This window comes from Streptomyces sp. NPDC101225, from assembly GCF_044767585.1.
Taxonomy (GTDB): domain Bacteria; phylum Actinomycetota; class Actinomycetes; order Streptomycetales; family Streptomycetaceae; genus Streptomyces.
This window is the reverse complement of sequence record NZ_JBIWOE010000005.1, coordinates 236,876-255,638: the sequence shown is the minus strand read 5'-3', so window position 1 is coordinate 255,638 and position 18,763 is coordinate 236,876. Positions and strand designations below refer to the sequence as shown.

General features: G+C 72.4%; 18 protein-coding genes. 10 read left to right on the top strand and 8 right to left on the bottom strand.

Annotation, left to right across the window (positions count from 1 at the left end; translation table 11 throughout):
* Positions 1-6 precede the first annotated feature (6 nt).
* Positions 7-501, top strand: coding sequence for a peptidylprolyl isomerase (locus ACIRPX_RS09885; protein WP_384255447.1), 495 nt, complete (start codon positions 7-9; stop codon positions 499-501).
* 265 nt (positions 502-766) lie between these two features.
* Here the strand turns inward: ACIRPX_RS09885 and treS are convergent, their stop codons facing one another.
* Positions 767-3,007: a maltose alpha-D-glucosyltransferase gene (gene treS, locus ACIRPX_RS09880; protein WP_404190852.1), complete on the bottom strand. Its 2,241-nt coding sequence runs from the start codon at positions 3,005-3,007 to the stop codon at positions 767-769.
* Between the two features lie 153 nt (positions 3,008-3,160).
* On the opposite strand from treS, the gene ACIRPX_RS09875 reads away from it, so the two are divergent.
* Together ACIRPX_RS09875 and ACIRPX_RS09870 are read left to right on the top strand one after the other, a co-directional pair.
* Positions 3,161-3,808 (top strand): GntR family transcriptional regulator, encoded by a 648-nt coding sequence (locus tag ACIRPX_RS09875; protein ID WP_404190850.1) that lies wholly within the window; start codon positions 3,161-3,163, stop codon positions 3,806-3,808.
* Positions 3,809-3,899: 91 nt separating this feature from the next.
* Complete coding sequence (locus ACIRPX_RS09870) at positions 3,900-4,262, top strand: hypothetical protein (RefSeq protein WP_404190847.1); 363 nt, start codon at positions 3,900-3,902, stop codon at positions 4,260-4,262.
* A 4-nt stretch (positions 4,263-4,266) separates the two neighbouring features.
* On the opposite strand, the gene ACIRPX_RS09865 is transcribed toward ACIRPX_RS09870, so the two are convergent.
* Genes ACIRPX_RS09865 through ACIRPX_RS09855 form a run of 3 tightly spaced genes read right to left on the bottom strand, consistent with a single transcriptional unit; the run spans position 4,267 to position 5,626 of the window.
* A complete protein-coding gene (locus ACIRPX_RS09865; RefSeq protein WP_404190844.1) occupies positions 4,267-4,605 on the bottom strand; it encodes a cupin domain-containing protein in 339 nt (112 codons plus the stop codon).
* Complete coding sequence (locus ACIRPX_RS09860) at positions 4,602-5,393, bottom strand: carbon-nitrogen hydrolase family protein (RefSeq protein ID WP_404190842.1); 792 nt, start codon at positions 5,391-5,393, stop codon at positions 4,602-4,604. Before ACIRPX_RS09860 ends, ACIRPX_RS09865 begins: the two co-directional genes overlap by 4 nt.
* Before the next feature lie 32 nt (positions 5,394-5,425).
* Positions 5,426-5,626 (bottom strand): hypothetical protein, encoded by a 201-nt coding sequence (locus ACIRPX_RS09855; protein WP_404190839.1) that lies wholly within the window; start codon positions 5,624-5,626, stop codon positions 5,426-5,428.
* A 174-nt stretch (positions 5,627-5,800) separates the two neighbouring features.
* On the opposite strand from ACIRPX_RS09855, the gene ACIRPX_RS09850 reads away from it, so the two are divergent.
* Positions 5,801-6,487, top strand: a complete 687-nt coding sequence (locus tag ACIRPX_RS09850) for a DUF2848 domain-containing protein (protein WP_404190836.1) — start codon at positions 5,801-5,803, stop codon at positions 6,485-6,487.
* Positions 6,488-6,515: 28 nt separating this feature from the next.
* Here ACIRPX_RS09850 and ACIRPX_RS09845 read toward each other — a convergent pair whose 3' ends face one another.
* Entirely contained in the window at positions 6,516-7,268 is a 753-nt protein-coding gene (locus ACIRPX_RS09845; RefSeq protein ID WP_404190833.1) for a helix-turn-helix domain-containing protein, read from the bottom strand.
* Between the two features lie 244 nt (positions 7,269-7,512).
* Between ACIRPX_RS09845 and ACIRPX_RS09840 the strand changes: the two genes are divergently transcribed.
* The 6 genes from ACIRPX_RS09840 (at position 7,513) to ACIRPX_RS09815 (ending at position 13,720) form a co-directional block, all read left to right on the top strand.
* Positions 7,513-8,178 carry a DUF4097 family beta strand repeat-containing protein gene (locus ACIRPX_RS09840; RefSeq protein WP_404190830.1) on the top strand — a complete coding sequence of 222 codons (666 nt, stop codon included), beginning with the start codon at positions 7,513-7,515 and terminating at the stop codon, positions 8,176-8,178.
* A gap of 107 nt (positions 8,179-8,285) precedes the next feature.
* A complete protein-coding gene (locus ACIRPX_RS09835) occupies positions 8,286-9,113 on the top strand; it encodes an alpha/beta fold hydrolase (RefSeq protein ID WP_404190827.1) in 828 nt (275 codons plus the stop codon).
* Positions 9,114-9,436: 323 nt separating this feature from the next.
* Positions 9,437-10,801: a protein kinase gene (locus ACIRPX_RS09830; RefSeq protein ID WP_404190825.1), complete on the top strand. Its 1,365-nt coding sequence runs from the start codon at positions 9,437-9,439 to the stop codon at positions 10,799-10,801.
* 135 nt (positions 10,802-10,936) lie between these two features.
* Positions 10,937-12,019: a MerR family transcriptional regulator gene (locus ACIRPX_RS09825; protein ID WP_404190822.1), complete on the top strand. Its 1,083-nt coding sequence runs from the start codon at positions 10,937-10,939 to the stop codon at positions 12,017-12,019.
* Between the two features lie 91 nt (positions 12,020-12,110).
* Entirely contained in the window at positions 12,111-12,632 is a 522-nt protein-coding gene (locus ACIRPX_RS09820) for a pyridoxamine 5'-phosphate oxidase family protein (RefSeq protein ID WP_404190819.1), read from the top strand.
* Between the two features lie 5 nt (positions 12,633-12,637).
* Complete coding sequence (locus ACIRPX_RS09815) at positions 12,638-13,720, top strand: serine hydrolase domain-containing protein (RefSeq protein WP_404190817.1); 1,083 nt, start codon at positions 12,638-12,640, stop codon at positions 13,718-13,720.
* Here the strand turns inward: ACIRPX_RS09815 and ACIRPX_RS09810 are convergent.
* The 3 genes from ACIRPX_RS09810 to ACIRPX_RS09800 all read right to left on the bottom strand — a co-directional run bounded on the left by ACIRPX_RS09810 (position 13,710) and on the right by ACIRPX_RS09800 (position 18,762).
* Positions 13,710-14,414: a nucleotidyltransferase domain-containing protein gene (locus ACIRPX_RS09810; RefSeq protein ID WP_404190814.1), complete on the bottom strand. Its 705-nt coding sequence runs from the start codon at positions 14,412-14,414 to the stop codon at positions 13,710-13,712. The genes ACIRPX_RS09815 and ACIRPX_RS09810 overlap by 11 nt on opposite strands.
* A 68-nt stretch (positions 14,415-14,482) precedes the next feature.
* On the bottom strand, positions 14,483-17,731 hold the full coding sequence (locus tag ACIRPX_RS09805; RefSeq protein WP_404190811.1) for a TIM-barrel domain-containing protein: 3,249 nt from the start codon (positions 17,729-17,731) through the stop codon (positions 14,483-14,485).
* A 26-nt stretch (positions 17,732-17,757) separates the two neighbouring features.
* Positions 17,758-18,762, bottom strand: coding sequence for an ABC transporter permease (locus tag ACIRPX_RS09800; RefSeq protein WP_404191216.1), 1,005 nt, complete (start codon positions 18,760-18,762; stop codon positions 17,758-17,760).
* Position 18,763: the final 1 nt, after the last annotated feature.

The following is an 18,763-nucleotide window of genomic DNA, read 5'->3' as shown; positions in this document are numbered from 1 at the left end:
AGGGCCATGAGCGAGAACGTTTACTTCGAGATTTCGGCCAATGGCGAGAAGCTCGGCCGCGTCGTCTTCCGGCTGTTCGACGACGTCGTGCCGAAGACCGCGCGTAACTTCCGTGAGCTGGCGACCGGCCAGCACGGCTACGGCTACAAGGGTGCGCCCTTCCACCGGGTCATCCCGGAGTTCATGCTGCAGGGCGGTGACTTCACCAACGGCAACGGCACCGGCGGCAAGAGCATCTACGGCGAGAAGTTCGCGGACGAGAACTTCCAGCTGAAGCACGACCGGCCGTTCCTGCTCAGCATGGCCAACGCGGGTCCCGGCACCAACGGTTCGCAGTTCTTCATCACCACCGTGGTGACGCCGTGGCTGGACGGCAAGCACGTCGTCTTCGGTGAGGTCGTCGAGGGCGAGGACGTCGTCAAGGCCGTCGAGGCCCTCGGCAGCCGCTCGGGAGCGACCGCCAAGAAGATCATCGTCGAGGACTCGGGCGTCGTCGCCTAGGGCGGGTTTCGAGAGCGGCGTCGCCCGCCCGCCGGGCAGACGGGACTTTCGAAACCCATTCCGGTCCCCGCCCCTCGCGCCGCCCGCATAAGGACGGCGGCGCGGTGGCCCAAGGCCAGGCAGCTCGTGCTGCCTGGCCTTTGATCGTCCATGGTGAGCCGGTACGAGGAGGCCGGCCACTTCGTACACCCGTTCGGGGATGACGGCGTCGCCGACCACCGCCGCGCGGTCCACCGGGTGCTCGGCCCGGCACGCGCCGGGGCGTTCACCCGTGTGTGCCGCTCCCGGCCTGCTCCTCGAAGACCAGGCAGAAGCCGTCGTGGCCGGGCAGTTCGACGTTCAGGGCGTGCAGGTCGTCGACGACGCCGATCTCCGTGCCGGTGAGGGCGTCCCGGGCCCGCGCGCCCGGCCGGAAGTGCTCCGAGGCGACCGATCCGGCGACCGGTGTGGAGCCGAAGTTGAGGACCGTCGCCTGGATCCCCCCGCTCTCGGGGATGCGGTGGACCATGACGAGCAGCGCGGGGTGCGGCACCGCCGGGATCTCCAGCTGGTCGGCGGTGGCGATCCCGGTCTCCTCGCGCACCTTCAGCAGGTGTTTCAGGCTGGACGCGAAGGAATTCGGGTCCGCGAGCTGGGACGGAAGGCTGCCGTAGAGGCTGTGGCCCTTCGGCATGCCGGAACCGGACGCCGTCGCCTCGGGCCGGTAGTCCATCAGGTCGTAGGCCGCCCGGTGGATCCATCGGGTGTCGCCGGTCGCCAGCAGAGCGCCCACCTGCGCGCGCGGAAGCGTCAGCATGCCGCACAGATCCCAGCCGGAGAGCGAGAACACCCCCGGCTGAAGGGCGTTGAACATCGCCAGGAGCAGATGCGCCCTCCGGATCTCCCGCATGTCCTGGCCGGAGAGGCCGTCCAGGGACGTGTGCCCGAGCGCCGCGGCGATGACCGTGGCCGTGGTGGAGGCGATGCCGTTCGTGGTGAAGATGGCGTTGTAGGGCGCGTCGGGGCCGGTCAGTGCCTGCACCAGCTCGGCGCGGATGTGCTCGGCCAGCTGGCCGCCGGTGACGTCGACGCCGTGGTAGGTGAAGTGGTCGTCCTTGTGCAGCGTCGCGAAGTGGACCAGCTCGTAGGTGAGTTCGTCGTGGTTCTGCAGGGCGTGCACGAGACTGGCGGCCGCCACCCCGCCCTCCAGCGCGATGTTGAGGGTGAGCCGCAGGAACTCGGTGTCCTCGGTGGCCAGGGCATGGTGGTAGGCGGGCCGGTTGACGAAGTCGTACGACAGGTCGGCGCCGGCCTCGGAGGTGATCCTGATGTCGTCGACCGTCAGGTTGAGCTCCTGGAAGGTGAAGCCGCCCAGCTTGCGCACCATGCTGGCGATGAGCTGGTTGGCGGCCTCCGACAGCGGGTGTCCCTCCGACCAGGCCGGCAGGCCCTCCGCGCTCTTCTCGACGCCGAGGAATCCGTTGGCGTCCAGGCGCAGCGCGCCCGAGCCGAGGTCGCCGATGGAGTGCAGGGCGTCGCCGATGACGAGCCGCATGCCGGCGAAGGTCGGGTCGAGCCAGTTGATGGAGGGCTGGCCGGCCTTGAAGTAGTGCAGGTAGACCCAGCGCCGTTCGATGCCGTCGGGTCCGACGACGGGGGCCGTCGCGCTCCAGTTGGTGTCCTTGACGCCCGGGTCGTGGAAGATCACCCGCTGCAGGGCGCCGATGATGTAGCCGGCCTTCGCCAGTGCCTCCTCGGCCTCGGTGTCGAGGTTGGCCGAGTCGCGTCCCGCCGGCACCTCGGGCAGCAGGTGCCAGTCCTCCGGCTCGATCTGGACCATGTGGTAGATGCCGGGATAGTCGCCGACGTTCATCTCGGCGAGCCGGAAATCGGGCCCCTTGCCGGTGTGGCCGGGCACGATGTCGTCGATGATGGTGCCGCCGTGGTCGGCGGAGACCTGGCACATCCGCCGGAAGTCGTCCTCCGTGCCGAACGCGGCGTCTATGGCGGTGCTGATGCGGTCGAAGTGGCCGTCGACGCTCGGGGTCGGGTCCCAGCCCGAGATGCCGCCGGCGCGCTTGACGGGGCCGGTGTGCACGGCCCGGATCCCGATGTCGGCGAAGGTGCGCCACAGCTCGGGGTCGGCCAGCGTGCCGAGGAAGCTGTCGCCGGGGCGGGTGATGAGAGAGATCGGATACGCCGTGAACCACACCGGGGCGACGCTCACGGCGGACTTGGGATCGGGCCGGGCGAAGGGGTTCTGCCACATGCTGCCCTGGCCGGTGAGCTGCACGGCGAGGTCCCGGGCGTCCTGGAGCATCGAGGTGCGCAGCAGCCATGACACATAGTCGGGGTTGGTGCCGACCGGGTCTCCGGTGCGCTCGTGCGGCCGGGGCTGTCCCTGCGGCCTCAGGCGCGCTCGGGGGCGCAGGGACCGTGGACGTGCCGGATAGAACTGTTCGGAGTAGGTGATCTCTGTGGGTCCGTGCTGACCCTGGTCGTCAGCCGCCGCCTGCTCGTCTGTCATGGATGGGCATCTCCCTGCTGTTTCAGTGCATATGAGACGGCTGCCCCGGAAGGGACCGGGGATGCTCATCTGTACCCGCTCCAGCCTTCCGGCCGCCCCGTTCCAGCCGGTATTTCCGGAGCCGGTGCGTGGTAGCGTCCGTATACAGGCTGTATGCGAGAGTGGGGGGTCACCGTGGCGTCCGGTCGGGAGAAGGCGTACGCGTATCTCAAGGACACGGTGCTGACGGATCCGGGGACGCAGGGGGCCTTCCTCTCGGAACAGGACCTCGCCGACCGTATCGGGGTCTCGCGCACACCCGTCCGCGAGGCGCTGCTGCAGCTCGCCGCCGAGGACCTGGTCGAGCTCGTGCCCAAGCGGGGCGCCCGGGTGGCGCCCCTGACGGGGCGGGAGATCCGCGAGCTGATGGAGCTGCGCGGCATCGCCGAGCGGTACGCCGCCGAGCAGCTGGTCTCCGCCGGGCGGGCGCCCGTGGCGGAGCTGCGGTCCCTGCTGGACCGGCAGCGCGAGCTCACCGGCGCCGACGACGCCAAGGAGTTCATCCACGTGGACCACCGGTTCCACGCCGTGCTGGTCCACGCCGTCGGCAACACCCTCCTGGACCGCCACTACGACGGTCTGCGCAGCCGCCAGGTCCGCGCCGGAGTCGTCGCGCTCTTCAACCAGCAGGGCCGCCAGGAGGCGGTGATGGAGGAGCACGAGGCGATCGTGGACGCCTTGGCCGCCGGCGACGCCCGGGCCGCCCGCGCCGCGATCGACCACCATCTGGAGTCGACGCTCAAAGTGCTGCTGGCCGGCTGAACGCACGGATCACGAGCGTGGCCGGCGGCCGCCGGGCGCGCGGGACCGGCACAACAGGCCCTGGACGGGCCGTACACGACAAGGGGGCGGCGTGCGGAAGATCTTGAGCAGCTGGTGGGCGGGGCTCGCGTTCTGGCTGGCCGTCGGCGGGCTGACGTCGGTTGCTCTCACCTGCCTGGTCTCGCTGTATCTCATGGGCCTGCCGCACGGCTGGGACACGGCGACCTCCTGGGACGACGTCCGGATGCGCTTCTCGTGGATCGCCTTCGTCCTCCTGCCGACCGCCGCGACCGTCCACCTCGTGGTCTGGCTCTGCACCCGGGACCGCAGCCGCGCGCCCGGGGCCGCCGGAGCCCGTCCCGCGCCCAGCCGGCGCCCCGGGGGCAGCGCCCCCGCACCCCGGGCCGCCGAAGGCCGTCCCCCGTCCTACCGGCGCGGAGGCCGGCACCGGTGATCGCTCACGGGTAGGTGATCACCAGCATGGTGACGCCCTCTCCGGAGCTCCAGGGGCCGTGGGGCATGCCCGGTGGGCGGCAGGCGTACATGCCCGTGGTGAAGGTGCGGTCCAGGGTCAGGTCGTGCAGGCTGCCCTCGACGAGGTAGACCTCCTCCCAGAAGTCGTGGCGTGCCACGCCGCCGGCCGACGTGTCGGTGCCGGGAGCCCAGCGGACGAGCGCGGTACGGCAGCCGCGCTCGGGGTCGTCGGCCAGGACACGCTCCTCGACGCCGGGGCCGGCGCCCGCCGGAGTGCTCCACGGGCCGTCGGGGAGGTGGAACTCCCGCTCGGGCTTGCTCATCGCCACACCTCCGGACGCCGGTTGGCCAGGACGGACGTCTTCTGCCGGACGGCGGCGACCTCGTCGAGGTCCAGGTCGGCCACGAGCAGGTCGGGCCCGGCGCCCAGGGCGTGCCGGACGGTGCCGTCGGGTCCGGCGACGCGGCTGTGCCCGATGCCCGTCGGCGCGGAGCCCGGCTCACCGCCGGGGTCGGCCTGGTCGACGGCGGCGAGCCACACCGTGGCGTCCAGCGCACGGGCCCGCACCAGCAGCTCCCACTGTTCGAGCTTGCCGGGCCCGGCGCCCCAGGACGCGGCCAGCAGCGTACCGACGGCCCCGGCGTCGGCCTGGGCCCGGAACAGCTCGGGGAAGCGGACGTCGTAGCAGGTGGCGAGGCCCAGCCGCACGCCGTCCACGTCGATCACCGTCGGGGCCGATCCCGCCGCGACGGTGTCGGACTCGCGGAAGCCGAAGGCGTCGTAGAGGTGGATCTTGTCGTACGACGCCTCGACGCCGGGTCCGGTGGCCAGCAGGGTGTTGGTGACCCGGCCGCCGGGTGCCGGGGTGAACATGCCGGCCACGACGACCGTGCCGGTGGCCTGCGCGATCTCCCGCACGCCGTCGGCCCACGGTCCGTCCAGGGGCTCGGCGAGCGGGGCGAGCGGCGTGCCGAAGCAGGCCATCGACGCCTCCGGGAAGACGACGACGCGGGCTCCCGCGTCCGCCGTGCGGCGCGTCCAGTCCTCCAGGAGCCGGAGGTTCTTGTCGGGGGCCGGTCCGGTGGTGAGCTGGCTCAGGGCGATCCGCATGACGCGGTTCCTCCTTCTTCGGGCGTTCGCGGTCAGTGGGAACGGGCGGCGTCGGCCGTGGCCGGCGTCTTCGGTGCGGCGAGGGCGGCGTCCTCGTCCACGGCGGCCCCGGCGGAGTGGACGGCGAAGTCGTACCACTCCAGTGCGGTTCCGGTCAGACTCGCCACGAAGGCCCGGCGGACGCCGGAGTGCCTTCCGGGCGCCTGCGCGCCGTCCTGCGGGGTGTCGGGCATGGTTCCCATCCTGGTTCCTGTCCTCGCTCGTCCTTGCTCGGGGCGGTCGACCGACATCGACCTTCCGGCATACTTCTTGTATACAGGTCGTATGCGCAAGCCCTGCGCGAGAAGTCGACCGTGGAGAAGTCCGGACCGCCCGCGGTCCCGCCACCGATTCCTGGGAGTGCCCTCATGGCCGTGCTGACCTTCGAACTGCCCGACGGATCGATCCGCGAGGTCGACGTCGTCCAGGTCCTCAACGCCGGGTACGCCGGGCGCAGCCGGCAGGACGTCGCCGCGCACGTCGCGGAACTGGCCGAGCTGGGGGTGCCCGGCCCGTCGGTGACGCCGGCCCTCTACCCCGTCTCCCCCTACCTCGCCCAGCAGACCGACCGGGTCCAGGCCCAGCACGGGCGCACCTCGGGCGAGGCCGAGTGGGCGCTGGTCGTCGCGGACGGCGGGGAGCTGCTGCTGACGGCCGCCTGCGACCACACCGACCGCGACCTGGAGGTGCACGGCGTGGCCTGGAGCAAGAACGCGGGACCCGACGTCCTCGCCCGCCGCGCCTGGCGCCTGGCCGACGTGGAGTCCCGCCTCGACGACCTCACCCTGTGCGCCTGGGTCACCCACGGCGACACGCGGACCGAGATCCAGCACGGCACCCTCGCCGAACTCCTCGCCCCCGCCTACTGGGTCGACGTCCTGCGCTCCCGCGGCGCCCTCACCCCGGGCACCGTGCTGATCTCGGGCACGATCCCCATGGCACCCGGCGTCGACCAGTTCGCCGACGGCTGGACCGTGGAACTGGGCGATCCCGTCAGCGGGGACACCATCCGCCTCGACTACGCCGTGCAGCCCATGCCGGTGCCGATCGGCTGAGGCGGGGACGGGCCCCGGGCAGGGTCCGTCAGCGGTCCGGGCCGGGCTCGGCGGCGCCGTCCGAGGGCGCCTCGGGCCGGGTATGGAGGACCTCACGGGCCTGGTCGGCGGCGCGGGCGATGCTCTCGGAGACGAAGTCGACGAAGCGGGCGATGTTCTCCAGACGGGTCGCGGCCGGGGTGCCGCGGCCGAGGACGCCGACGCCCTGCCGCGCGGTCTCGCCGAGCTGGGCGGTGCCGCGGGCGCTGGCCATCATGGACTGGTACCAGACGTCGTCGTCGACGACGTAGCGCTCGCGGCGCCGTTCGTCGCGCTCCCGGCGCACCAGCCCCTGGCCCTCCAGGAAGGCGATCGCCTTGGAGATGGACGCCGGACTCACCTGGAGGCGCCGCACGAGGTCGGCCGCGGTGAGGCTGCCGGCGTCGGTGGTGTAGAGACTGGCCAGCACCCGGGCCATCATCCTGGGCGCGCCCGAGCCCATGAGCACGGTGGTGAGCGTCTCCTCGTACTCCCGCACGGCCCCGGCGTCGCGCCCGTGCGTCTGCGGGGGCGCCTGCACGTGTCCCGGCGCGGCCCGCCTGCGGCGGCGGGCCCGGCGCTCGGTGGCACGGTGGGCGAGGTCGGCGCGGTAGGCGGTGGGGCCGCCGTTGCGCATGACCTCGCGCGTGACGGTCGAGGTCGGACGGTCCAGGCGCCGGGCGATCTCCGCGTAGGCGAGGCCGTCGGCCAGTCCCAGCGCGATCTGCTGACGTTCGGGCTGGGTGAGTCTGCCTCCCGGCATCCAGGGCTCCTTCGCGCGTCGTGACCGCCTCCGAGCATAGCGTTCACTCCCATCTCATTGCAACGCAAGCCGGGGAGATTGTTGCGTTAGGCGCGAGGCGATTGCAATGAATTTGCGGCTTTGAGCTGCATAAATGCTCTGCCGGCGCAATATCTCTGTTCCCATATCCATGAATGCAACGTAGCGTTTCTCTCATCAGAAACGACGGGCCGAAGAGCCCGCGAAACGGATGAAGGAGAGCACGATGCAGAAGTTCGACACCCTCGCCCCGATCACCGCCGTCCTGGACATCCCCGCCGGGCGCATCCAGTTCATCGCCGCGGACCGCGCCGACACCACGGTCGAGGTCCTGCCCGCCAGCCCCTCCAGGAACCGCGACGTCCAGGCCGTCGAGCAGACCACCGTCGTCTACGCCGACGGCGTCCTGCGGATCGGCGGCGCCGGGCCCGAGCACCGGTTCTCGGGCACTTCCGGATCCGTGGAGATCACCGTCCAGCTGCCCGCCGGATCCCGCGTCGAGGCCAGGACCGCCAGCTCCGAGCTGCGCAGCGTCGGCCGCCTGGGCGACGTCACCTTCGAGGGCGCGTACCACCAGATCAAGATCGACGAGGCCGCGAGCGTCCACCTCACCGCGACCGACGGCGACGTGGAGATCGGCCGGCTGGGCGGCTCCGCGGACATCAGCACCGCGCGGGGCGACATCCGGATCGCCGAGGCCGTGCGCGGCACGGTCGTCCTGCGGACCCGGTCCGGGGACATCTCGGTCGGCGCCGCCGCCGGTGTCTCGGCCACCCTGGACGCCGACACCGCCTACGGCCGCGTCGGCAACTCCCTGAAGAACGACGGCACCACCGGACTCGACATCCGCGCCACGACCTCCCGGGGCGACATCACCGCCCGCAGCCTCTGAACCGAGCGCAACGGGGCGGCCCGGACGGACCGCCCCGGGCTCCGCTCCCCGGGAACGGACCCGCAGAACCCGCCGTACGGAACACCCGACGCGACCCAGGAGACGACATGACGCGCCCCAGCTCTTCCTCGACCGGCCCGCGGTGGACCGGCATGGTGCCGGTCGACGACACGGCCCTCGCGGTCACCGACACCGGCGGCCACGGCACTCCCGTGATCTACCTCAACGGCCAGTTCGCCACGCAGGGTTACTGGCGACGCGTGATCGCCGGACTGGGCACGGGATGGCGGCACATCACCTACGACGAACGGGCCCGCGGCAGGAGGTCGGGGCGCTCGGCGGACTACTCGTTCGAGGCGGCCGTCCGCGACGTCGACGCCGTTCTCGCGGCCCGGGGCGTCGACCGGGCACTGGTGGTGGGCTGGTCGTACGGCGCGTTCGTCGGAGCGCACTGGACCGCCCGGAACCCGCGGCGCGCCGTGGGAGCGGTCCTGGTCGACGGCGCCTTCCCCTACGACTGGCTGGACGAGGCCATGGAACGGCGCATCCGGAAGCAGTTCCGGCAGTGGGGCGGGTTCATGCCGCTGCTGCGCCCGACGGGCCTGACGCCGCGGATGACCGCCGGCGAGATGGCGGACTGCAACATCGAGCTCGGCAGGCTCTCCCGCGAGAGCGAACTGGCTCCCGTTCTGGACGGCATCACCGTCCCGGTGCGGTACGTGGTGGCCTCGGGGACGTCCCTGGGCAGCCGCGGTGACGAGCAGGAACGGATTCGCACCAGCCTCGACGCGGTGACCGCCCGCAACCCGCACATCAAGGTGAGCGCGAAGGTCGCCAGCAATCACGGCGCACTGCTGAAGAAGGACGCCCCGGCCGTCGTGACCGCCGTCCGCGAGGTCGCCGCGCTCGGCGGCGGGGGCGCAAAGGACGCATGAGCGTGGGGCGTTCGCGGCCTGCCGCGGGGAGGGTGTCTCAGGGCTCCCCCACGTGCGGGCCGCCGCCGAGCCACTCGATCAGGCCGGACGCCGCGATCTCGTCCTCGTGTACCCCGTTGCGGCGTGCCGCCATTCCTGCCCGCCTCCCCGGCGAAGCCCCGGATTCACCCGGCTCGGGGCACGGGTTCCCGGGGGACGGGTCGCACACGCCACGGTCTGTGCCGACGCCGCCGGCTTCCCCCGGATATCCCATACGGGCCGGGGTACCCGCCGAACAGCACGCCCCACGGAGTCCGGTACGCGGTGACAGCAACGGAGAGCAGATGAACGTCCGCCGATCAGCAGCCCTCCCGGCTCCCGCGCCGGAGACAGGGGATGCGCAGTCCGCCCAAGTCCTCTCCGGGCGCTACCGGTTGGGCGTCAGGATCGGCTCGGGCGGCATGGCGGACGTCTACGAAGCCATCGACACGCGCCTGTGCCGGCCCGTGGCCGTCAAGGTCTTCCGGCCCGGCTCCGGCCCGGCGACCGAGGACCGTCTCGCCGCGGAGGCCGTCCTCCTCGCCCGCCTGGAACACCCCGGACTGGTCGGCGTCTACGACTCCGGGTGCCACGACGACCGCGGCTACCTGGTCATGCGGCTGATCGACGGCCCGACCCTGCGCGGCCTGCTGACGCGCGGCTCGCTGACCGAACAGCGTGCGGCCGAGCTGGGCACCGCCCTCGCGCGAGCGCTCGCCCACGTCCACCGGGCCGGCATCGTGCACCGTGACGTCAAACCGTCGAACGTCCTGCTCGACACGGCCGGCAACCCCCACCTGGCCGACTTCGGCATCGCACGCCTGACGAACGCCACGCGCCGCACGGAACCGGACGCCCTCACCGGCACCGCCGCCTATCTGGCGCCGGAGCAGGTCGAGGGCCGGCATGTCGGACCGCCCACGGACGTCTACGCGCTCGGTCTGGTCCTGCTGGAGTGCCTGAAAGGGGAACTGGAGTACCAGGGAACCCCGTTGGAGGCCGCCATAGCCCGGCTCCACCGCCCGCCCACGTTCCCCGCCTGGCTCGCCCCCGACCTGGCGGACCTGCTGCACGCCATGACCGCCCGGGCCCCGGAGGCGCGCCCGGACGCAGAGTACTGCGCGATGCTCCTCGGCTCGCTGAACCTGGAGCCGGAGGGCGGGACCGAGGACGCACGCAACCGGACGACGGCCGTCACCGCACCCCGTGTTCCGGACCGCCCCCGGCCCCGTCGCCGGCTGGCCCTCGGCACCGCCCTGGCAGCCCTCTCCGTGGCCCTGGGCACGGCCTTCACCGTCGCCGCGGGCACCGGTGAGCACCACGACGACCACGCGGACGCCACGTCCTCCGCCGCCCACCCGCCCGCCGGTACGGCGGCCCCCGAAAGCGGACGCGGCCCCGGCTCCCCTCCCGGATCCGCCCGCACCGCCACCCCGTCGGCCGGCTCCCCCACGGACCCCGCCCTCGCGACCGCGGACGCCTCCGGCGGGGCGGCCCTGACGCGGCAGGGATCAGCGGGACACCGTGGCGCCGGCGCCCCCGGCCAGGCCGCTCACGGGCCCGGGGGCAAGAACGACCCCGCCCGTCCCACGCCGTACGGCGCCGCCGTCCGGCCCGACGGCACGCCGCCCGCCCGGACGGCCCACGCGCAGGGACGGCTCGGCCGGTGAGGGCGTACGGGACACCGCCCCGCACCGAGGCGAGACGTGGAGACCTGAGCGCCTGAGGGCCTGAGGAAGCGCAGAAGGGGGGCGCTTGACCCTCGACCTGGTGCAGGGCCCAGAGTTCCCGGTGTGGAGAGCGAGATGCGCAGCATTGGTGAGATGAGCCGGGACAGCGGGCTGGGCGTGAGCGCCCTCAGGTTCTACGACCGTACCGGTGTGCTGGTGCCGGCCCGGGTGGACCCGGTGAGCGGTTATCGCTGGTACGGCCGGACCCAGCTCGCGGAGGCGCGGCTGCTGGCCCGGTTGCGCCGGGCCGGCATGTCGCTGGCGGACGTCCGGCTCGTCCTGGCCGGCTGGTCCGGAGCGGACGACGATCTGGTGCGTGAGCTGCTGCAGGCGCACCTGCGCCGCCTCGAACGCGACCTGTCCGATGCGCGCGCCGAGTTCTCCACGCTTCAGGAACAACTCGCGCGTAAGGAGAATCCCTTGGCTCCCCGACCCACCACCACCGCTCGACTGACCGCCTCGGCCCCGGAGTTGGCGGCCGCACTGGACGCGGTGCGCTTCGCGGTCAGTGCCGATCCGGAGCTGCCGATGCTCGGTGGCGTCCTGTTCGACGCCGACGACCAGGCGCTTCGCGTCGTGGCCACCGACCGGTACCGGATGGCGGTCGCGTACGCCGGTGCCGGCGGCCACGACGGACCCGCCGTGCGGGTCATCGTGCCTGCCCCGCTCGCCGACGCGATGCGGGCGTTGCTCGGCGGCGAGGACTCCGCACGGCTCTCCGTGGACGGCGACCGGGTCACGCTGGAGACGGAGGACGGGCAGACCGCGGGCCGGCGGCTCGAACACGACTTCCCCGACTACCGTCGCCTCGTCCAGCTGCCGGCCGGGCGCCGCGCCTTCGTCGACACCGCGGTTTTCCGCAAGGCGGTCGAGGACGGTCCCGTCCGCGAGGGCGACGTGCGCGATCAGGACGGGGCGTCCTGCGACCTCACCGTGCTGAAGGTGTCCGACGACGGCGCCGTGGTCGTCTGCGACGACGGCGACGACGACGCGGACCAGGTGGCCCTCAACCGCGCGTTCCTGCTGGACGCCCTGGCCGCCGGGGACCGGGACCGGCTGATCCTCGAATTCGGCGTCCCGACGGCACCCGTCGCGATCCGCCGGCCCGACGACGAGGAGTCGTTCTCACTGCTGATGCCGGTGCGCCTGGAACACTGACCGCGCCGTGGCACCTCCGGACGCGGAGGATCTGCGAGGACCGATGAGTTTCGCCGCGCTCTCAGGTCACCCCTGTGTCGAAGGAGATGCCATGTCGGACGGTGAACCGGATGTCGTGCTGGGGCCCTTCTCGTCGCCGGGCGCGCGAGCGACGCCGTGGGCGTCCGCCCTGGCCGTCCTCGGTGAGGCCGAGGTGTTCTGGCTGTCCACCGTGCGGCCGGACGGGCGACCGCACGTGACGCCCTTGCTGGCTGCCTGGAGCCTGGACGGCCTGTGCTTCACCACCGGCGGCGAGGAGCGCAAGGCACGCAATCTTGAGCACGATCCCCGGTGCGTGCTGACGACCGGCACGAACACGCTGACGGGCATGGACGTCGTCATCGAGGGCGTCGCGTCCGTGGTGGGCGGGCGCGCCGGACGTGAACAGGCCGTCGCGGACTTCGAGCGGAAGTACGGCCCGCACCTGACCAGCCCCGGGGGCGTCTGGTACCGGCTGGGCGAGGCCGTCGTCGCCGGCGACGTCCGGCTGTACCGGGTCGCGCCGACGGTCGGATTCTCCTTCGCCAAGCTGCCGGCCTCCAGCCAGACCCGCTACACCTGGCCGGACCGGTGACGACGATGTCCTCATTGCAGCGCAAGGTCCAAGGCGTCCTCGACGAGCTCGTCGGCGGCGGAGCCGAGACCGGCTTGCAGGTCGCCGTCTTCCACCGGGGTGCTCTCGTCGCGGACGCCGTCGCCGGAGTCGCCGACAGCCGCACGGGGCGCGGGGTCACCCCTCGGACCCCGTTCTTCAGCTTCTCCGCCGGCAAGACGATGACGTCGTTGATCGCGCATCTGCTCGTCGGGACCGGTGCCGTCGCCTACGACACGCCCGTGGTCGACCTGTGGCCCGAGTTCGGGGCGCACGGCAAGGCGAACGCGACGCTCCGGCACGTGCTCACCCACTCGGCCGGCGTGCCGGGCATGCCGCGTGGCATCGGCCCCGCCGGCCTCACCGACTGGTCGCGGGTCTGCTCCGCGCTCGCGGACGCAGAACCGCGGTGGCGACCGGGGACCGCGACGGGCTACCACTCGTTCACCTTCGGCTTCCTCGTCGGCGAGCTCGCACGCCGGGCGACGGGCAAGCCGATGCGGCAGCTCCTGCACGAGTGGGTCGCCGCGCCGCTGGGCCTGCCCGGCAGCCTGTACTTCGGTGTGCCCCGGCCCGAACTGCACCGGCTGGCCCGGCTCGAGGACGCCGCACCGCCTCCGGACTCCCCTCCTGACGGCGATGCCCTGCTTCAGCCCTGGGAACTGCGGCCGACCGCCGCGATGGGCAATGATCACGGGATCCTGCAGGCCGACATCCCCTCGGTCGGCACCTTCACGGCACGGGGCGTCGCGGCGATGCATGCCGCGCTCCTCGACGGCCGGCTCACCGGGGCCGATCAGCTCCGGGAGGTGACGGCGGTGGCGTTCGAGGGCACCGACCAGGTCTTCGGCACCCCCGCACGACTGGGCCTGGGCTATCCGCTCGGCCGCATCGGCACGGCGCCGGACGAAGCGCCGACCACGTTCGGCTGGATCGGTGGCGGCGGCAGTTACGTGTACGCCGACACCGCCACCGGCGTCTCCTTCGCCCTGACCAAGAACCGCCTCACCCCCCACTTCGGCACGGCACGACGACTCGCAGACCTGACCGCGGCCGAGCTCAGCGGGTGAGGTCCGAAGGCACCGTCCGGCCCCGGCCACCCCGCGTACGGTCCGCGCGCGCCGGCCGCACCGGCAGCCTCGCCGACCACCGATGCCCGGGATGCAGCCGCTCCAGCCACCCGCCGAGCCGCTCGCGCCGCCGCCGGTCCAGCAGCGGCAGCACCCCCGCGAAGTCCGCCTCGTCCTTGGGCCGCGGCGCCTTCGCCTTGAACAGGAGCACCACCTCCGGTGCCAGATAAGGGACTTCGTCCCGGGTCCGCTCGACGATCGCCTTGTACGGCAGGCGCAGGTTCTCGTCCCGCCGGCAGATCCACGTGTCGCCGTCGTGCGGTTCGCGGAACACGTCCAACAGGAAGCGGCCGGTCGCCGGATCGCGCAGCCAGGTCTGGTGCGTGGCCGCCAGGACGTCGGGCCCCGCCTGAGCCCAGATCCACCCCGAGCCGACCGCGTCCCAGGCGTACTCCGGGAAGCGGTCCCGTACCTCCGCGAAACCCGCCGCGGGCACGGCGATCTCCAGGTCGTCGTGTGGCCGGGTCTGCGCCCCGCGGAACAGATCCAGCGCCCAGCCCGCCGCCACGCACCACGGTGCACGGACCCCGGCCAACCGCTCCGCGACCTGTTCCGGGCGCCAGGCCCGCGCCCAGCGGCCGGGCAGTTCAGCCTCGTCCAGCAGGGTGCCGCCCGGTGGCAGGATGTCGGCCATCTCCTCAACGTAGCCGAAGGGCCCGCGCGTTCGCCCCTGCGCGGGCCCCTCGCCGGTGCACCGGCCTGTTACCGGTACCCGACGGTCACCGCGCCGCGGATGCTGTGCGAGGGCGTCGTGATCCGCAGGACGTGGGTGTCGGCGTTCCAGTGCCACGCCGACGCGGCCGCCTTCCGGCCGCCCGTCGTCACCTGCTGCGGCGCATGTTCCACGCCGAGGAAGGAGACCGTCCAGGTGCGGTGGCTCGCCCGGCCCCGGAAGCTTCCCTTCGCGGGCCCGATCCTCAGCAGGTGCGCGCCCTCGTGTTCCACGTAGCGGAGGCGTGTGGTGGCGGTACGCCCGGAGGAACTCGTGCCGTCGTCCTCGTAGAGGCAGAAGGCGCCGGAGGCACCCGGAGCGACCGTCACGGTCACCTTGTCGAGCGGGCTCCGCGCGTCGTTCGGCACCTCGTCCGACCGCGTCGTGACGATGCCGCCCGCCCGGACGAAGACCGGCATGGTGTCCAGGGTGGTGGTGATGGCGTACGTGGCGCCGCCCGCGGGGGCGTCGTAGCGGCGTCCGGTGAAGTAGTCCGTCCACCGGCCGGGCGGGAACCACACCGAAGTGGTGGCGCGGGCACCGGGCTCGGTGACCGGGGCGACCAGCATGTCGGGGCCGTAGAGGTACTCGCTGCCGGCCTTGGTGTAGGCGGTCTCCTCCTCCGGGTACTGCAGGTACAGCGGGCGGACGATCGGCGTTCCGGTGGCGCCGGCCCGCTCCGCCAGGGTGTACGTGTACGGCACGAGCGCCTCGCGCAGGCGCAGGAACTTCTCGGCGGACTTCCGCGCGCCGGGACCGTACTGCCACGGCAGGCGGTCGCTGTGGTTGCTGTGCAGGCGGTCGACCGGCTGGAAGGTGCCGAACTGCACCCAGCGGGCGTACAGGTCGTCGGGCAGCTTGGTGGTGCGGCGGGTCTGGCCGTTGGACGTGTACGTCTCCGCCCCGGGGATGCCGTATCCGTCGTTGTGGCCGCCGATGTCATGGCTGATGTTGGTGAGGCCGGTGGCGGCGGACTCTCCGGGGGTGTAGCCGATCTCGGCGCGCAGGGTGCCCCAGTTCGAGGTCGTGTCGCCGGAGAAGTGGAGGGTGCTGCGCTTGTCCGCCCAGGGGCCGGTGGGCAGGCCGACGCCGCCGCTGTAGCCGCCGGCCTGGAGGGAGCCGTAGGCGCGGGACAGGACGAAGCCGCGCTCACCGGTCTCGGAGGTGAGGTCGGCGTACTGCTGGTTGATCCACGCGTCCGGGGTGACGCCCGGCCGCGAGGAGCGGGAGGCGTCGCAGCACCAGTCCAGCCACCAGAAGTCGTTGCCCGCCCGGTCCATCGGACGGTGCAGGTCGAGATAGGCCTTGAGCTGGTCCGGATCGCCGAAGTCGAAGGTGTAGCAGTCCGAGCCCGCGCTTCCGGCGCAACCGCCCTTGCGCAGCTTGCCCTTGGCCGTGCTCCAGGCCTTCGCGAACTGCGGGTCGGAGCCGAGGATGCTCGGGTGCACGTTCAGGGTGTTGTGCAGACCCTGAGCGGTGGACCAGTCGAAGAAGCCCTTGGGATCGGGGAACTTGTCCGGGTCGAAGTTCCAACCGCTCCATGTGTTGGGCGACTTGAAGTCGGTGTCCGTGACCAGCACGTCCAGGGGTACGTCCGCGGCACGGAACGCGGGCAGGATGGTGTTCTCGTAGTCGCTCGCGGTGCGGTCGATGTATTCGGAGTACCAGACGCCGTAGGCCCAGCGGGGCAGCAGCCGGGACGGCCCGGTCAGCTTCGCGAGGTCCGACAGGCCCTGCCGGTAGTCGTGTCCGAAGCCGAAGAGATAACCGTCCTGGTAGGGGCGGCCGGCGTGGGCGGGGCGCGCCGTGGCCTTCTTCGCGGCGGCGTCGTGGAGCGCGGACGGGGTGTCGTCGAGGAGGTACCAGCCGTCGCGGTGCAGGAGGCCGGGGGTGGTCCACGGGGTGGGATCGTCGTCGCCGTTGAGGCCGTCCAGGCTGCGCCGGTAGCCGCCGAGGGCGAGGTGGGGTGCGGGGGCCGTCTCGCCTTGCCGGCTCAGGGCCAGGGTGTCCACGTTGACATGGCAGCTGGTGGACTCCGGGCAGCTCAGTGTGAGGTCGTCGGTGCCCGCCCGCAACTCGACGGGGACGGAGGCCGATTGCCAGGTGTCCCAGTTGTCGGTGGCCGGGAGCGTGAGGGTGCGGGAGGCGCCGCCGCCCGTGGCGACCTCCATCGTGCGGGGCTGGTGCAGGCCGTCGCTGCCCGTCCCGTTGGCGTAGCGCAGGTTCAGCACGTACGTGCCGTCCTCGGGTACGCCCGTGATGCGGTCGGAGATGCGGGAGCCCTGGTTCAGTTCGGCGGCGAATCCGTAGCCGGCGTGGTTCCTGTGGTCGGTGGCGATGGTCGCGGAGCCCGCCAGGAGGGCGTCCTCGGCCTCACAACTGGTGCCGAGGCGGCAGCCGTTGACCGTGCTCCGCGCTCGGGAGGGGTATGTGGCTCCCGGGGTCAGCAGGGCGAGGCTGTCGATGTTGACGTTGCCGGAGTCGGCGGCGGTGCGGTGCAGCCGGACCGTGTGGGGGCCGGCTGCGAGCGTCAGCGGCAGGCGGGCCACGCCCCAGGCGTTCCAGTCCGGCGTCGCGGGCAGCGTGAACGTCCTGTCGGCGCCGCCGTCCACGCCGAGGCTGAGCGTGCGGGCCTCGTGACGGCCGTCGCCGCCGACGGCGTTGGCGTAGCGGACGGCGAGGTCGTAGCCGCCGGACGCCGGTGAGTTCACGTCCGCGGACAGGGAGTTGTTGTCGACCTCGAAGCCGGCGAGGAAGCCCTTGCCGGTGAATCCGCCGTGGTCGGAGGCGAGGCCGGGACCGTCGTACTGCTGGTCCTCGGCCTCGCACAGGGCGCCGACCGCGCAGACGTCGTGCCGCCAGGGCGCCGCGAGCACGGGTGCCCGGCCCGCCGTGAGGGACGTGGTGAGGTTGCCGGCGTCGAAGGGGCCGGAGCCGACCCGGTAGCGCAGGGTCATGGCGCTGGTGGTGACGGTCAGGACGCCGTCGTCGACGGACGAGGTGTAGGGGGGCGGGGTGAAGGCGTCCCGGCCGATCGCGTTGAAGGTGGGCCGGTCCTCGAAGCGGCCGTCCCCGGCGTACTCGGTTCTGATCAGCGTCGGTGACAGGACCTCGAAGCGGGCGTCCCGCACCGTCACCGTCGCGGTGCGGTGCCCGTGGTGCGCGGTGCCCGCCGTGGCGGTGCCCGGGCTGCCCAGGCACAGCCCCGCCACCGCGGCGGACGCGACGACAGCCGCCATGCGGCGGGATGTTGACGAGAAGGGTTTCACAGCACTCTCCGCCTCCGGCCCAGCCATGTCTGGGCGACGACCACCACGGCCAGAAAGGCACCGCTGACGACCTGCTGGTACGCGGAGTCGAGCGAGCCGATCTGGTTGATCACGTTCTGGATGACCTTCAGCAGCATCACGCCCACCAGCGAGCCGCTGATGAAGCCGAAGCCGCCGCTGAGCAGGGTGCCGCCGATGACCACGGCCGAGATCGCCTCCAGCTCCATGCCGGAGCCGAGGATGGTCACGCCGGACACCAGCCAGGCCGCGTTGAGGGCGCCGGCGAACCCGGCGCACAGGCCCGACAGCGTGTAGACGGAGATCTTCGTACGGGCCACGGGCGCGCCCATCAGGGCTCCCGCGTCCTCGTTGCCGCCGACGGCGTACACGTACTGCCCGAATCTGGTGCGGCGCAGCACCACGGCCCCGAGCACGAACAGCGCCACGGTGATCCACACGGGCACACCGACGCCGAGCAGAGAACCCTGTCCGAGGGTGGCGAAGAACGAGTCCTTGTCGACGAGATACGTCGTCGAGCCCTCGTCGGTGATGGCCAGCAGGATGCCCCGGGCGCCCAGCATCGCCGCCAGGGTGACGATGAACGGCGCCAGCCGGACGCGTGCGATGAGCAGCCCGTTGACCAGGCCGATCAGTCCGCAGACGGCCAGCGGCAGCAGCAGTGCCACCACGGTGCCGTACTGCGAGCCCCACGCGGCGAGCACGCCGCCCAGGGCGAACAGGGAGCCGACCGAGAGGTCGATGCCGCCGGTGATGATCACGAAGGTCATGCCGAGGGCGACCACCGCGAGGAACGCAGAGGACAGCGCCATGTTCTCGAGGTTGTCGCCGGTGAGGAACGTGTCGAAGCTCAGCGACGCCACGGCCATGGCGATCACGAGGGTGACCAGCGCGCCGTGCTGCTGGGCGAGCGCGCTCAGCCGCTCGGAGCGGTTCGGGCGCGCGGGATCGTCGTCCGCGGCGCTCACGGTGTCCGCCGGCATG